Consider the following 13,804-nt stretch of genomic DNA (forward strand, 5'->3'; position numbering starts at 1 on the left):
CGAAGACCAACATCAAGAGTGCCTAAAAATTAATCACTAACCACTGACAGTTAACCACTATAAATGCAGTACCTGGAGGGCCGCAAATACGTTGTGCAAGGCATCTTCCTGGTGGTGGCGCTGATTTTCCTCGTCCGCCTGTTTTTCATGCAGGTGCTGGACGGCACGTACAAGCTGGCGGCCGACAAGAACACCCTCCAGCGCCTGGTGCAGATTCCGTACCGGGGGCTGATTTACGACCGCAAGGACAAGCTGCTGGTGCAAAACACCCCGGTGTACGACCTCATGGTGGTGCCCCGCGAGGTGAAGCAGCTGGACTCCCTGCGCTTCTGCGAGCTGCTGCAAATCCCGTTGGCCGACCTGCGCGCCAGCCTGCTGGCGGCCCAAAAATACTCCCGCAATAAGCCCTCGCCCATCGTTCAGAACCTGACCACGCCGGACCTGGCGGCCATTCAGGACCAGTTGATGGATTTTCCGGGCTTCCGCATTCAGGCGCGCATGGCCCGGGCCTACCGCACGCCCAACCTGGCCCACGCCCTGGGCTACGTGGGCGCCATTACGCCGGCGTTTCTCGAAAAGCCGAAGTACGCCAAGTACCGGCCCGGCGAGAACGTGGGCATTTCGGGGCTGGAAGCGTTTTACGAAACGACGCTGATGGGCCGGCGGGGCGTGCAGTACAAAATGGTGAACGTGCGCGGCATTGAAAAGGGCAAGTTCCGGGGCGGCGAGTTCGACACGCTGTCGGTGGCCGGGCAGGACCTGCACCTGAGCATCGACGCCGAGCTGCAGGCCTACGGCGAGAAGCTGCTGGCCGGCCGGCGCGGCTCCATCGTGGCCCTCGACCCCCGGACGGGCGAAATCCTGGCCTTTGTGTCGGTGCCGAACTACGACCCCAACCTGCTCACGGGCAAGGGCTCCGGCAACCGCTACATGGCCCTGCTCAACAACCCCGACCGGCCGCTGTTCGACCGGCCGCTGATGGCCACTTACCCGCCCGGCTCGGTGTTCAAGCTGGTGAACGAGCTGGTGGCGCTGCAACTGAAAGTGGTGACGCCCGGCACGGCCTTCGACTGCAACCAGCGGCTGGTGCGCTGCACCCACCGCCACGAGTACCCGCGCAACGTGGATATTGCCATCAAGCAGAGCTGCAACCCGTATTTCTACCAGGTGATGCGCTCGGCGGTGCTGCGCGGGCAGTCGCCCAACCGCTTCGAGGACGCCCGCCTGGGCCTGGGGCAGTGGCAGAAGATGGTGAAATCCTTCGGCCTCGGCGAAAAGCTAGGCGTGGACATGGCCCAGGAAAAGCGCGGCCTCATCCCCTCGCCCGACTACTACGACCAGCGCCTCGGCCACCACCGCTGGAATTTCAAAACCGTGTATTCGCTCAGTATCGGGCAGGGCGAAATTGGCATCACGGGTCTGCAAATGGCCAACGTGCTGGCCACCATTGCCAACCGCGGCTGGTACTACACGCCGCATTTCGTGCGCGGTATCGGCAGCGGCGGCCCGCTGCCGCAGTTCCAGCAGAAGCACTACACGGCCGTCGACACGGCGCTGTTCAAGTACATCATCCCCGGCATGGTGCAGGTGGTGGACGGCCGCGGCGGCACCGGCGAGCTGGCTTCGCTGGCTCAGTACGGCATTTCGGTGGCCGGCAAAACCGGCACCGTGCAAAACCCCCACGGCTATGACCACGCTACTTTCGCCGCCTTTGCCCCGGCCCACGACCCCAAAATTGCCATTGCCGTGTTCATCGAAAACAGCGGTTTTGGGGGCACCAGCGCTGCTCCGGCCGCCGGCCTGATGATTGAAAAATATCTGCGCGGCAAAGTGGCCCCCTACCGCGGCCGCTGGGAGGATTGGATTATGTACGGAAACTTTACCAAAAAGCTAAACGCGCTGTAGCAGCCGGCCGCCCCCGCTGGCGCGCGTCTTGAGACGCGCTGCCGACTGGCCCGGCGTTTCCAAACGCCGTCGTTCGCGCCGTTCGCCCACCGTTCCACGGCCGCGTCGGAGATGCGAAGCCAGCGGGCAGCGCGCCACCGACGCGCGCCCGTCTCGCCCAACTTTTGCCCGCTACCGGCGGTTGTAGCCCCTCATTGCTTTCTCCCAACCACCATTTCATGGAATCATTAACCGGTAAAATTGCCCTGGTAACGGGCGCGGGCAAAGGCATCGGCCGCGCCGTGGCCCTGGCCCTGGCCGCCGAAGGCGTGCACGTGGGCCTGCTGGCCCGCACCGATGCGGACCTCAAGTCCCTTGCCGCCGAAATAGCCACCCACGGCGTGAAAACAGCTTCAATAGTGGCCGACGTGGCCGACCGCGCCGCCGTGGAGGCCGCCGTGGCCCAGGTGCAGCAGGAGCTGGGCCCCGTCGACATCCTGATTAACAACGCTGGCATCGGCCGCTTCGCCAAGTTTCTGGAGATGGAGCCGGCCGATTGGGAGCACATCATCCAGGTGAACCTGCTGGGCACCTACTACGTGACCCGCGCCGCGCTGCCGGGCATGATAGCGCGGCAGACCGGCGACATCATCAATATTTCTTCTACCTCGGGGCTGCGGGCCGCCGCCGGCAGCAGCGCCTACAGCGCCTCTAAGTTTGCCGTTATGGGCCTCACCGAGGCGCTGATGCAGGAGGTGCGCAAGCACAACATCCGCGTGTCGGCCCTCACGCCCAGCACCGTGGCCACGCCCCTGGCCCTGAACAACGGCCTCACCGACGGCAACCCTGACAAGGTGATGCAGCCCGAGGACCTGGCCGAGTTCATCGTGGCGCAACTGAAATTGAACCGCCGCATCTTCATCAAGGAAGCCGGCATGTGGTCCACGAATCCGTAGGTGAGCAAACCACTCGCGGGGCCGCCATGTACGGCAGTGCATTAACTTAGTCCAATGGTAACGACTGTTGACGAAGTGGAAAATGCCCTCCGCCCCCTGCGGCCCATGCTGGCCGAGCGGTTTCACGTACAGCGGCTAGGGGTGTTTGGCTCTTTTGCTACCGGACTGGCCCACTCGGAAAGCGACGTTGATGTGCTGGTGGAATTCTCGCAGCCGCTGGGTTGGGAGTTTTTCGAGTTAGAGGAGCTGCTGGAAAACGCGTTGCAACGACGGGTTGACTTGGTTACAGTGGACGCGCTTAAAGCGCAGTTGCGTAGCCAGATATTGGCGCAGGTGCGTTACGTTTGACCCTGTTTCATGCCACGCTCTTATTTGCTGTTTCTGGAAGACATGCAACTTTCGATGGAGCGCATTGGCCGCTATTGCGCGGGGCTGGACTTCGTCGCCTTCTGCGCCAGCGAACTGGTGGTTGACGGCGTGGTGCGGAACATGGAAGTCATCGGCGAAGCTGCCAAAAAAGTGCCCTTGCAAGTGCAGCAGGAACACCCGCAGCTACCTTGGTCGCAGATGTACCGAATGCGAAATCGCATTTCCCACGAATATTTTGGGCTGGATTACGCCACGGTATGGCGGGTTGCTACCGAGCATCTGCCGCTGAATTACCAGGAATTATTACTTGTTATTGCCGCCGAGCGCAGGCGGCTGGGTGAGTAGGCCGCAGCCACAACGGATGCGCGAAGAATCCAACGACTGCACCTTTCTCACCACTCACTACAGTTTCTCAAACGGCACGTTCTGGATGCGGTACGCCTTCCAGTCCCGAAAATCAAAGTGCCACCATTCGGCTTCGAGCACGGTGAAGCCATTCTGCTCCATTTTGTGGCGGAGTAAGTCCCGCAGCGCCCGTTGCTCCGGGGTGCCGCCGGCGTAGGTGGCGGCCGAGCGCGGGGTCATCTCGTCGTAGGCGCCGGTCATCGCCACTTCCCGGCCGGTGGCAATTTCGTAAAGGCTCAAATCAACGGCGCAGCCGCGGTTGTGGCGCGAGCCTTTTTTGGGGTTGGCCACGAATTCCTTCTTGTCCCGGGGCGTGACGTCCCAAAACAGCTTGGTTACGCTCCACGGGCGGTAGCCGTCGAACACCAGGAGCCGGTAGCCGAGGGGCGCCAATTCCTGGTTCACCCGTACCAGGGCCTGAGCGGCTGGGCGCTGCAGAAAGGCGCGGGCTTGCGAATAGACGGCCCGGCCGGCGAAGTTTTTGGTGGTCGCGTACCGAATGTCTAACTGAATAGTCGGGTCGAGCCGCTGCAGTTCCACCAAATCGGGCGGATTGAAACTGCCAGTTTCCTGCGGGGGCTTCGCGGCACAGCTGCTGATGACAACCAGCCCGCAAAGCGCCCATAGCTTCGGAAGCGGAACGTGTTTCGTCTCGAAAGGACGCATGAAACAACGGTTGAAATGCGGCTAAATATAAACGCTAAAGCGATTCTTCGGCTCACGTACACGGCGTGGCCGGAAAACCTCACCCCCGGCCCCTCTCCTGCGGAGAGGGGAGCCGAACGATTGGTACACCAACTGGAGAACTGCTCTGAATCGGATGTTACGAAGCCCGCAAAGGCGGTAACAGCCAACAAAAAAGCCTCCGCAACGGAGGCTTTTTTGTTGGAGGAAATCATACCTACAGAATCCCGCTCAGGAAGCCTGGCACCACGCCCAGCACTATGGTGAGCAGCGCCAGCAGCGCCAGCGTGGCCGACTGGATGCCGTCGACCGGCACGGGCGTGGCCTCGGCCTCGGCCGGGCGCATGTACATGGCAATGAGGGGCCGCAGGTAGTAGTAGAGGCCCACCATGCTCATGATGACGGCAAACACCACGAGGCCAATGTTGCCCTGGCCCGCGGCGGCGGCCAGCAGGAAAAACTTGCCGAAGAAGCCGCCCGTGAGCGGAATGCCGGCCAGCGAAAGCATGGCCACCGTCATGGTGAAGGCCAGCAGCGGGTTGGTTTTGCCCAGGCCGTGGAGGCCGGCGTAGTCGTCCGTTTGCCGGTGGTCGGCCACCAGCTTCAGCACGCCGAACGCGGCCACGGTGGCGATGGAATAGGCCAGGGAGTAGAAGAAAATGCCGTTGGCGGCGTCGCCGGTGAGGCGGCCCTGGCTGGCCACAAGGCCGATGAGCAGGTAGCCGGCGTGGCTCACGCTGGAGTAGGCCAGCATGCGCTTGGCGCTGGTTTGGGCCGCTGCGCCCACGTTGCCGAGCAGCAGCGTGAGGGCGCACATGGCCTGAATGGTGGGCATCCAGAAGCCCTGGGCGGCGGGCAGGGCCACGGCCAGCAGCTTGAGAAAAGCGGCGAAACCAGCCGTCTTCACCACCGTGCTCATGAAGGCGGTGAAGAAGGTGGGCGTGCCCTCGTATACGTCGGGCGTCCAGAAGTGAAACGGCGCGGCCGACACCTTGAAGCCGATGCCGATAATCATCATCAGAATGCCGATGTAGAGCATGGGCTGCAAGGAGGCGTTGGCGGGCGCGGCCACGGCGGGGGCCAGCTGCGAGAGGGCGAAGGTGCCGGTGGCGCCGTAGAGCAGCGCGATGCCGAAGAGCAGGATGCCGGTGGCAAAGGCCCCCATGAGGAAGTACTTCAGCGCCGCTTCGTTGCTGCGCGAGTCGCGCTTTTGGGAGCCGGCCAGCACGTACATGCAAATGCTCAGGATTTCGATGCCCACGAAGAGCATCAGCAGGTGGTCGTAGCCGACCATCATGATGGCGCCCACCAGCGAGAACAGCAGCAGGGCGTAGTACTCGGCCAGGTTGGTTTCGCCGGCCACCACGTAGCTGCGCGAGAAGGGCAGCAGCACGATGGTGGTGAGCAGCACGATGCCCGTGAAGGCCACCGTGTAGTTGTCGACCACCAGCATGTTGTTGAAGTAGGGCGCGTGTACCACGTTCCAGTCAGCCAGGTTGGCCCCGAACACGGCCAGCAGCAGCAGCATGGCCCCGGGCAGCAGCACCTTGTTCGAGCGCAAAAAGCCCAGGAACAGGTTGAGAATGCCGAAGACGGAGAGAAGAATGATGGATGTCATATTTTTAGCTGTTAGCTAGTAGCTGTTGGCTGTTAGCTCTTTTGCCGACAACATTGTACAAAGCCGGGGACTACGGCACGAGGCACTTGGCTTGCCGGGGCCATTGGAAAAAGCTACTAGCCATCAGCTACTAGCCAGTGGCTGGTATCAGCGCCCCACCAGCGCCAGCAGGCCCGTCACGGCCGGCTCCGAGAATTGCAGGAACGTGCCCGGAAACAGGCCCAGCCAGAACACCAGCGCCATGAGCGGCGCCAGCACCAGCAGCTCGCCGCCGGTGAGGTCGGTGATGGTGGCGGAGTGCGCGGAGTCGGGCCCGAGCATGACGCGCTGGAACATGCGCAGCAGGTACACGGCCGAGAAAATGATGGTGAGGCCGGCCACGGCGCCCACCCAGGCGTTGTACTCAAACACGCCGGCCAGCAGCAGGAACTCGCCCACGAACCCGCCGGTGAGCGGCAGGGCCACCGTGCTGAGCAGCAGCACCAGAAAGCAGACCGAGAGGATGGGCGTGCGCCGGGTGAGGCCGCCCAAGTCGGGGATGTGGCGGGTGCCGGTGCGGCGCTCAATGGCGTCGGCCAGGAAGAACATGCCCACCACGTTCACGCCGTGGGCCAGCATTTGGAACACGGCGCCCTGCAGGCCGATTTGCGTGAGCGAGAACACGCCCGCCGCCATCAGCCCCACGTGGGAGAGCGACGAATAGGCGATGAGGCGCTTCACGTCGCGCTGCCGGATGGCGATGATGGCTCCGTAGATGATGCCGACAACGGCGAGGATGACCACCAGAAAGCCCCACTGGCTCACGCCCAGCGGCACGATGGGCAGCAGCCAGCGCAGGCAGCCGTAAATGCCCATTTTCAGCATGATGCCCGAGAGCAGCATGGTGGCCGGGGCGGGCGACTCGGTGTACGTGTCGGGCTGCCAGGTGTGGAAGGGGAAGATGGGCATCTTCACGGCGAAGGCCGCGAAAATCAGCCAGAACAGCCACGACTGCTCGGCCGCGCTCAGGTCCAGGTCGTAGAAGGCCGACAGCTCCGAGGAGTGGGCGGCCAGCGAGCCGGCGGCGGGGCCGGTTTGCAGGTACAGATACACGAAGCCGGCCAGCATGAGCAGCGAGCCCACCACGGTGTAGAGGAAGAACTTGAGCGTGACGGCCACCCGCCGCGCCCCGCCCCAGGCCCCGGCCAGGAAGTAAATCGGGATGAGGGCCACTTCCCAGAAGAAATAAAACAGGAAGGCATCGAGCGAGACGAACACCCCAATCAGGCCGGTTTGCATGAACAGCACCAGGGCGTAGAAAGCGGACGGGTTGTCGTAGTCGTGCTTAAACGCGGCCAGCAGGATGAGCGGCACCAGAAAGGTGGTGAGCAGCACCAGCAGCAAGCTCAGGCCGTCGAGGCCGAGGTGGAAGTTGAGGCCGGCCGAGGGAATCCAGGCGTAGTTGAGGGTGAAGCTGGCCGAACCGGTGGTTTTGATAGCGAAGGCAACGTAGGCGGCCAGGCCAAATTCGAGAAGCGAGGCGCCCAACGCCAGGGTCCGGGCGGTGGCTCCCTTGGTGAGCAGCAGCAGGATGGCGGCGGCCAAAGGGAGGAAAAGCAAAACAGCAGTCAGCATCAGCAAGCGGGTTGGGCGCGTTGCGGCGTGAAGGAACACACCCGCAAATTGACCGCAAACTTACGCATTGCCCCGCAAGGCCGCACGGTTTTACCGGAAGTTCTCTGCGGGCGGGCCCCTTCCGGGCCGGCAGGGCGCGCCCCGCCGCTGCCACCAGTTGCGGGCGCGGCTTCGGCGGTCATCGGTTAAGTTTGTGCCCCTTCCAACGGTCCTGGTCATGACTCCAACCTTGCGCGTGGCCCGGCCCACCGACAACCTGCCGGCCTTGCTCCGATTCTACTGCGAAGGCCTGGGACTGGCGCAACTCGGCGCTTTCACCGCTCACAACGGCTTCGACGGCGTGATGCTGGGGCCGGCCGGCGAGCCGTACCACCTGGAATTCACCCACGAGCCCGGCCGCGCCGTGGGCCGCGCGCCCTCGGCAGACCACTTGCTCGTGTTCTACCTGCCCGATGCGGACGCTTGGCAAGCCGCCGTGCAACGCATGGCCGCCGCCGGCTTGGCGCCCGTGCCGGCCCACAACCCTTACTGGGACCAGCACGGCCTTACTTTCGAGGACCCCGACGGCTACCGCGTGGTGCTGCAACACGCCGAATGGAGCCGGTAAGGAAGGGAGGAACCCATGCCGCCGAAGATGCCTAAGCCGCTCGAAATGCCCGCGGCGCGGCCCGTCGTTTCGCGCCTGGCGCCCACGCCCAGCGGCTACCTGCACCTGGGCAATGCCGTGAACTTCGTGCTCACCTGGCTGCGCACGCGGCAGGCCGGCGGCGTTTTACACCTGCGCATCGACGACCTGGACCGCGCCCGCCTGCGCCCGGCGTACCTGGACAACATCTTCCGCGTCCTCGACTGGCTGGGCCTCGACTACGACCACGGCCCCACCGGCCCCGACGACTTCCTGCGCCATTACTCGCAGCTGCGGCACCTGCCCGAATACAACGCCGTGCTGCGCCGCCTGGCCCAGCGGCCGGGTTTGGTGCAGGCCAGCCGGCGCACCCGCACCGGCGGCCCCGCTGCCCCCGTGGCGCTCGAAACGCCCGGCGCGGCCTGGCGGGTGCAGGTCCCGGCCGGCACCACGGTTTGCTTAGCGGATGGCTGGCAGAACGAAATCACGGTGCCGCTGGGCGCGCTGATGCCCGACTTCGTCATCCGCAGGAAAGACGGCGTGGCGGCTTATCAAGTCGCCTCGGTTGTGGATGATTTGCGCCTCGGCACCACGCTCATCGTGCGCGGCCTCGACCTGCAGCCCAGCACGGCCGCGCAGCTCTGGCTGGCCGGGCAGTTGTCCGAAACGGCCGCGTTCAGCGCCGCGCGCATCCAATTCTTCCACCATCCACTGCTGACCAATGCGGCCGGCCAGAAACTCTCCAAGTCGCAGCAGCTGCCGCTGGATGCGGGCGTGTTAAGCCAGCAGCAGGGAAAGCAGGCCGTGTTCCGGGCGGTGGCCGAGCTGCTGCACCTGCCCGTCGCGGCTGTCGAAACGCTCGAAACGTTGCGGGAAGTAGCGTTGGGGAAACCTCACGAGACCCCTGCGGGGCGGCCCCCCTCCACAGGAGAGGGGAGCCAGACGATTTCTAAAGGTTGAAAGGTAAAAGTGAGAACCCTGCTGTGTCCTTTATTTTGACTCTCAACTTTTCACTACCGCCCGAGTTGCCGTGGCTCCCCTCTCCGCGGGAGAGGGGCCGGGGGTGAGGTGCCTCGCCACAAAACCCCTACCGCACTTCCTTCTTGAACTCCTCCGCCCAGTAGTCGGCCAGGCGCGTGGGCTCGGGCAGCTTGTAGCCGCGCAGGCAAGCCAGGGTGAGGCGGGTGGCCGTGGCCTGGTCGCAGCGGTGGCCGGGGCTCACGAACAGCGGCAGCACCTTGTCCTTGCTGCGGAGGACTTCGCCCAGCAGTTCGCCGGTGCGGCCATCAGTGAGGAGCGTGATGCTGCCGCGCTCCGGGCCAGGCTCCTGAAACACGCCGGTCAGCTTCTGCTTGGCCACGCCGAAGGTGGGCAAATCCAGCAGCACGCCAAGGTGCGCGGCAATGCCCATGCGGCGCGGGTGCGCAATGCCGTGGCCGTCGACCATGACGACGTCGGGCTTGTTTTGGAGCTTGGCGAAGGCGTGAATGACGTTGGGCGCCTCGCGGAAGGAGAGGAAGCCCGGCACGTAGGGCAGGTCCACGGGCCCGTGGTTGTACACTTTTTCCACCAGCTCCAGCGAGGGAAACTTCAGCACCACGAACACCGACAGAATGGTGTCGGGCGTGGGAAAGGACGAGTCGCAGCCGCCGATGAGGCGCGGCTCCCGGGCCAGCGGTTCGGCGCGCACCCGCTGGCGCATTTCCTGCTGCTGCTGGGTGAGGCGCTGCACGAGGGCCGGGTCGGGGGCCGGGCCGGGCGGGCGGTAGTAAGCCATGATTTCAATTAACGGTGAACAGTGAGCAATTCTGCGATGAAATGAAAAATGCACAACGGGCAGCACCTTGCACGGACGAAGGGCGTATACGCGGACGAGTCACTCTCTGCTTGCTGTTCCCTGTTAATTGCTCACTGTTCACCGTTAATTGAAATCATGACTGGCCCGCCTGCCGCGGCGCAGGACGTGCTACGCCGCTACGCCTTCCCGCCGCCCGACCTCATCACCGGCATCTTCGCGCCCGACGCGCCGCTCGAAAACCGCGTTATGGTGCTACGGGCGCAGTTTTTGTTCTTTAAGTTTTTTATTTTGGGGTGAAGGTGACCGGCGAGGCTGCCTGCGCCACCCCCGCCGGCCCCAAGCGGGGGTGGGGCTACGGCTACCGCACCCTGGAAGGCCCCTTCGAGCGCGGCCAGATTGATTTCACGGTTCACAAAAACATCACCTCGGGCGCGGTGCAGTTTCAAATCCACGCCGGGTTGCAGCCGGGTCACATCCGCAGTCCGTTCTACTGGTTGGGGTTCAAGCTGTTTGGGCGGCAGCTCCGGCGCAATTTTGCCCGCGAGTCGTTGCGGCGCATGCGGGGAATGGTGGCGGCCGGCCCGTTGGCTGCCCAAACCTTGCTGGTGCCGGCTGGTTAGCGCACTTCAGTACGTAGTTTAGTTTGTCGTGCAGTGCAACATCCCGGGCAAGTCGCCCGTCCTGCTGGCAAGGAGAAGCTTCTTTTCGCCGCTGAACGAGTCACGGTTGAACGCATCGCGGCAGCGTGACAGGACGTTTCCCTCGTCGGCAGGACAGGTGACGGAGCGGCTACCCCGCGAGATGCTTTAGCTCTGCTTGATGCGCTGCACGACGTTCACGTTCCCAACAGTCTTACAAACAAACCACCTTCAAAACTTCCCAAATGCTCCCCACCAAAGCTTACGCGGCCCCGGCCGCCAGTGTGCCCTTGGCCCCTTTTTCCATCGAGCGCCGCGAGGTTGGCGCCCACGACGTGCGCATTGACATTCAGTTCTGCGGCGTGTGCCACTCCGACCTGCACCAGGTGCGCGACGAGTGGGGCGGCTCCATTTTCCCGATGGTGCCCGGCCACGAAATCGTGGGCCGCGTGACCCAGGTGGGCGACCATGTCAAGAATTTTAAAGTGGGCGACCTGGCCGGTGTGGGCTGCATGGTCGACTCCTGCCGCACCTGCCCCAGCTGCCAGGACGACCTGGAGCAGTACTGCGAAACCACCGGCTTCGTGGGCACCTACAACGGCCGCGAAAAAGAAACCGGCGCGCCCACCTACGGCGGCTACTCCAGCCAGATTGTGGTGGACGAGAAGTTTACCCTGAAAGTATCCGACAAGCTCGACCCGGCCCGGGTGGCCCCGTTGCTCTGCGCCGGCATCACCACCTACTCGCCCCTGAAGCAGTGGCAGGTGGGCGCCGGCCACCGCGTGGGCGTGATGGGCCTCGGTGGCCTGGGCCACATGGCCGTGAAGCTGGCCGCCGCCTTGGGCGCCGAAGTGACCGTGCTCAGCACCTCGCCGGGCAAGGAAGCCGACGCCGAAGCGCTGGGCGCCCACAAGTTCGTGGTGACCAAGGACGCCGACCAGTTGAAGAGCGTGGGCAACTACTTCGACTTCATCCTCAACACCGTGTCGGCCCCGCTCGACCTGGGCCTGTACGTGAACCTGCTGCGCCGCGACGGCACCATGATACTGCTGGGCGTGCCGCCCGAAGCGCCGCAGCTGCACGCCTTCGCCCTCATTGGCGGCCGCCGACGCATTGCCGGCTCGCTCATCGGCGGCATCGCCGAGACCCAGGAAATGCTGGACTTCTGCGCCGAGCACAACATCATGTCCGACATCGAGCTCATCGACATCAAGGACATCAACGAGGCCTACGAGCGCATGCTGAAAGGCGATGTGAAGTACCGCTTCGTGATTGACCTGGCCACGCTGCAGAACTAAGCAGCAAACATACCGCCGGCTTTCTGCCACATTAAAAAGAGGCCCTTGTCAGTGACAGGGCCTCTTCTTTTTCTGCCTACTTCGTTAGTTCGGGCGCTTGGCTAATTCCGTCGCGGCGCTGCCCGTTAACAAGCGCGTTGCGCAGGACGAGGCGGTAGTTGGGACAGGGTTGGTCAGCATATAGGGTTTCTGTTTCCAGCACCACGTCGGTGATGTCGTAGCGACGGTTGGCAGCCGGCACCTCCAGGCGGAAGCTGCGCGCCACCACGTTTTGGCCCACATTGACTGGGACCTCAAACTGAGGAGGGCGCTGGTAGCTGTATTCAATTTGCAAAGACTGCCGCGCGCCCACATTGGGAACCGGCCGCCGCAGCGTGTCTAGTGGCTGCTGAAAGTCGGCCGAGGCGTAGCGCACCATGTAAGCTGAGCGAATTTCGCTCAGGCGAAACCCCACGCCGCTACTCGTCAGCGTATCGGCACTGAATGCCAGCGCTAATGACGGCGGAAACGGGTTAGGCTCTTGGCAAGCTCTTGAGCAGCCCATCAAGGCCACTGCACCGGCGGTCAGCATCCCAGCCAACCCCCTCTGTCTACAATAACGGCTCATCACAATTGAATAGTAGAGAAAGTCGAACCATATTATACCACCCTTCGCATGGGCACGCCCACGGCGTCGGCGTACACCACGTGCTCGTCGCGGAAGGGCTCTTCGCCCCGAAATTTTTGCAGGACGCGGGCCGTGGTGATGATGTCCTTCTGGCAGTAGGCGGCGATGCGCGGCAGGTCGTTTTCTTCCCAGTACACGCGGGCCACGTCGGCGCCGGTGATGTCGTCCTTGGGCGTGGGGATGCCGAAAATGGCGGCCAGTAGGTTGAGGGAGGTGTAGGACTTGCGGTCGCCGAATTTCCAGAGCTCCATGGTGTCGTGGTGGGGCACTTCCCAGGGCTTCTTGCCGGCCAGGTCGAGTTGCGGCGGCAGCGGCAGGCCGTTGATGAGCAGGCGGCGGCCCAGGTAAGGGAAGTCGAACTCCTTGCCGTTGTGGGCGCACAGGGCGAAGTGGGGGCGCAGCCGGAGCAGGTGGGCGAAGTCGCGCAGCAGGAGCTTCTCGTCGTGGTCGGCGTAGCTTTTCACCCGGAAGCGCCACAGCTCTTCCTGCTTGTCGAACACGAAATAGCCCACCGACACGCACACCACCTTGCCAAATTCGGCGTAGATGCCGGCCTGCTCGAACAGGCTGGCGGCGGTGAGGTGGTCGGGCAGGGGCTCGGGGGCCGGGGCGCGGCCGGTGTAGCCCTGCTGGCGGCGTAGGCTCTCGCTCTTGTGCTCCCAGAGGTGGCGCAGCATCTCGTCGAGGCTGCCGTGGCAGTCCACGCAGGGCACGGTTTCGATGTCAAGCACGAAGAGCTGGTCGAGCGGCGTGCGGTGGAGGTGCTGCATGGCAGGGGCGGCAAAGGCCAGTATTAAAGCATTCGAAGATACACTAACCGGCCCTTGGCGCGTTGGTTGGGTGCGGGGCAAGCTTCTGTATTGCGCTATGCTCGGTCGGTTTCTTGCCCGGATAGCCCCCGCAATGGATGCTTCTCGTCCCACCCGCCCATTACCCGCATGCTGTAAAAAAACGGACAGTCTCAGTCAGGCTCCTCCTCTCTTTCGGAAAGGGGGCGGGGGGCGAGGTTTGCGTGGCTCGGCCCGGCCAATTATACACGGCTCAACTTATGAGCTGGGACGGCTCAAGCCATAAACTGGAGCGTCGGCGAGCCAGCGGAGCCGGACTTTTGGACCCTCGCCTCACCTCATTTCCTGCTCATGAAACCTCTGCTGAAAACGGCCCTGCTGCCCTCGTTGCTTGCGGCCGTATTCGCCACGGCCAGCGTTGCGCAAACCCCGCTTGACGTGACCTTCAACCTGAAAAAAT

General features: G+C 63.6%; 15 protein-coding genes. 9 read left to right on the top strand and 6 right to left on the bottom strand.

All coding sequences use genetic code 11. From position 1 onward, the window contains the following. The first annotated feature begins 63 nt into the window (after nt 1-63). The 4 genes from mrdA (at nt 64) to RMO51_RS15025 (ending at nt 3,554) form a co-directional block, all read left to right on the top strand. On the top strand, nt 64-1,905 hold the full coding sequence (gene mrdA / locus RMO51_RS15010) for a penicillin-binding protein 2 (RefSeq protein ID WP_310395930.1): 1,842 nt from the start codon (nt 64-66) through the stop codon (nt 1,903-1,905). Nucleotides 1,906-2,123: 218 nt separating this feature from the next. Continuing rightward, the gene (locus RMO51_RS15015) at nt 2,124-2,840 is read left to right on the top strand and encodes a 3-ketoacyl-ACP reductase (RefSeq protein ID WP_310395932.1); all 717 of its coding nucleotides are present in this window, start codon (nt 2,124-2,126) and stop codon (nt 2,838-2,840) included. A 54-nt stretch (nt 2,841-2,894) separates the two neighbouring features. Next, nucleotides 2,895-3,188 carry a nucleotidyltransferase family protein gene (locus RMO51_RS15020; protein ID WP_310395933.1) on the top strand — a complete coding sequence of 98 codons (294 nt, stop codon included), beginning with the start codon at nt 2,895-2,897 and terminating at the stop codon, nt 3,186-3,188. Nucleotides 3,189-3,197: 9 nt separating this feature from the next. After that, nucleotides 3,198-3,554 (top strand): DUF86 domain-containing protein, encoded by a 357-nt coding sequence (locus RMO51_RS15025; protein ID WP_310395934.1) that lies wholly within the window; start codon nt 3,198-3,200, stop codon nt 3,552-3,554. A gap of 57 nt (nt 3,555-3,611) precedes the next feature. Here the strand turns inward: RMO51_RS15025 and RMO51_RS15030 are convergent, their stop codons facing one another. From RMO51_RS15030 to RMO51_RS15040, 3 genes are all read right to left on the bottom strand, one after another. Beyond that, nucleotides 3,612-4,154: a M15 family metallopeptidase gene (locus RMO51_RS15030; RefSeq protein ID WP_310395977.1), complete on the bottom strand. Its 543-nt coding sequence runs from the start codon at nt 4,152-4,154 to the stop codon at nt 3,612-3,614. A gap of 361 nt (nt 4,155-4,515) precedes the next feature. Continuing rightward, nucleotides 4,516-5,916, bottom strand: a complete 1,401-nt coding sequence (locus tag RMO51_RS15035) for an NADH-quinone oxidoreductase subunit N (protein WP_310395936.1) — start codon at nt 5,914-5,916, stop codon at nt 4,516-4,518. A 147-nt stretch (nt 5,917-6,063) separates the two neighbouring features. Continuing rightward, nucleotides 6,064-7,530: an NADH-quinone oxidoreductase subunit M gene (locus tag RMO51_RS15040; RefSeq protein ID WP_310395937.1), complete on the bottom strand. Its 1,467-nt coding sequence runs from the start codon at nt 7,528-7,530 to the stop codon at nt 6,064-6,066. Nucleotides 7,531-7,747: 217 nt separating this feature from the next. Here RMO51_RS15040 and RMO51_RS15045 point away from each other — a divergent pair, with 217 nt between their 5' ends. Further along, complete coding sequence (locus RMO51_RS15045) at nt 7,748-8,137, top strand: VOC family protein (protein WP_310395939.1); 390 nt, start codon at nt 7,748-7,750, stop codon at nt 8,135-8,137. Between the two features lie 27 nt (nt 8,138-8,164). Continuing rightward, the gene (locus RMO51_RS15050) at nt 8,165-9,115 is read left to right on the top strand and encodes a glutamate--tRNA ligase family protein (protein WP_310395940.1); all 951 of its coding nucleotides are present in this window, start codon (nt 8,165-8,167) and stop codon (nt 9,113-9,115) included. Between the two features lie 127 nt (nt 9,116-9,242). Here the strand turns inward: RMO51_RS15050 and nfi are convergent, their stop codons facing one another. Further along, the gene (gene nfi, locus RMO51_RS15055) at nt 9,243-9,932 is read right to left on the bottom strand and encodes a deoxyribonuclease V (protein WP_310395941.1); all 690 of its coding nucleotides are present in this window, start codon (nt 9,930-9,932) and stop codon (nt 9,243-9,245) included. A 156-nt stretch (nt 9,933-10,088) separates the two neighbouring features. Between nfi and RMO51_RS15060 the strand changes: the two genes are divergently transcribed. From RMO51_RS15060 to RMO51_RS15070, 3 genes are all read left to right on the top strand, one after another. Then, entirely contained in the window at nt 10,089-10,250 is a 162-nt protein-coding gene (locus RMO51_RS15060; RefSeq protein WP_310395942.1) for a hypothetical protein, read from the top strand. Between the two features lie 2 nt (nt 10,251-10,252). Continuing rightward, nucleotides 10,253-10,573 carry a DUF1990 family protein gene (locus tag RMO51_RS15065; protein WP_310395943.1) on the top strand — a complete coding sequence of 107 codons (321 nt, stop codon included), beginning with the start codon at nt 10,253-10,255 and terminating at the stop codon, nt 10,571-10,573. Between the two features lie 263 nt (nt 10,574-10,836). Beyond that, entirely contained in the window at nt 10,837-11,889 is a 1,053-nt protein-coding gene (locus RMO51_RS15070; protein ID WP_310395945.1) for an NAD(P)-dependent alcohol dehydrogenase, read from the top strand. Between the two features lie 76 nt (nt 11,890-11,965). Here RMO51_RS15070 and RMO51_RS15075 read toward each other — a convergent pair whose 3' ends face one another. Beyond that, a complete protein-coding gene (locus RMO51_RS15075) occupies nt 11,966-12,343 on the bottom strand; it encodes a hypothetical protein (protein WP_310395946.1) in 378 nt (125 codons plus the stop codon). 185 nt (nt 12,344-12,528) lie between these two features. Beyond that, nucleotides 12,529-13,326 carry a 3'-5' exonuclease gene (locus RMO51_RS15080; protein WP_310395948.1) on the bottom strand — a complete coding sequence of 266 codons (798 nt, stop codon included), beginning with the start codon at nt 13,324-13,326 and terminating at the stop codon, nt 12,529-12,531. Nucleotides 13,327-13,804 lie beyond the last annotated feature (478 nt).

This window comes from Hymenobacter sp. (genome assembly GCF_031398885.1).
Taxonomy (GTDB): Bacteria; Bacteroidota; Bacteroidia; order Cytophagales; family Hymenobacteraceae; genus Hymenobacter.

What these genes read in the sequence shown, in the direction of transcription:
- RMO51_RS15035 (WP_310395936.1), bottom strand. Translation starts at nt 5,916, where the DNA reads ATGACATCCATCATTCTTCTCTCCGTCTTCGGCATTCTCAACCTGTTC.
- RMO51_RS15050 (WP_310395940.1), top strand. Translation starts at nt 8,165, where the DNA reads ATGCCTAAGCCGCTCGAAATGCCCGCGGCGCGGCCCGTCGTTTCGCGC.
- RMO51_RS15045 (WP_310395939.1), top strand. Translation starts at nt 7,748, where the DNA reads ATGACTCCAACCTTGCGCGTGGCCCGGCCCACCGACAACCTGCCGGCC.
- RMO51_RS15020 (WP_310395933.1), top strand. Translation starts at nt 2,895, where the DNA reads ATGGTAACGACTGTTGACGAAGTGGAAAATGCCCTCCGCCCCCTGCGG.
- nfi (WP_310395941.1), bottom strand. Translation starts at nt 9,932, where the DNA reads ATGGCTTACTACCGCCCGCCCGGCCCGGCCCCCGACCCGGCCCTCGTG.
- RMO51_RS15040 (WP_310395937.1), bottom strand. Translation starts at nt 7,530, where the DNA reads ATGCTGACTGCTGTTTTGCTTTTCCTCCCTTTGGCCGCCGCCATCCTG.
- RMO51_RS15060 (WP_310395942.1), top strand. Translation starts at nt 10,089, where the DNA reads ATGACTGGCCCGCCTGCCGCGGCGCAGGACGTGCTACGCCGCTACGCC.
- RMO51_RS15070 (WP_310395945.1), top strand. Translation starts at nt 10,837, where the DNA reads ATGCTCCCCACCAAAGCTTACGCGGCCCCGGCCGCCAGTGTGCCCTTG.
- RMO51_RS15025 (WP_310395934.1), top strand. Translation starts at nt 3,198, where the DNA reads ATGCCACGCTCTTATTTGCTGTTTCTGGAAGACATGCAACTTTCGATG.
- mrdA (WP_310395930.1), top strand. Translation starts at nt 64, where the DNA reads ATGCAGTACCTGGAGGGCCGCAAATACGTTGTGCAAGGCATCTTCCTG.
- RMO51_RS15015 (WP_310395932.1), top strand. Translation starts at nt 2,124, where the DNA reads ATGGAATCATTAACCGGTAAAATTGCCCTGGTAACGGGCGCGGGCAAA.
- RMO51_RS15080 (WP_310395948.1), bottom strand. Translation starts at nt 13,326, where the DNA reads ATGCAGCACCTCCACCGCACGCCGCTCGACCAGCTCTTCGTGCTTGAC.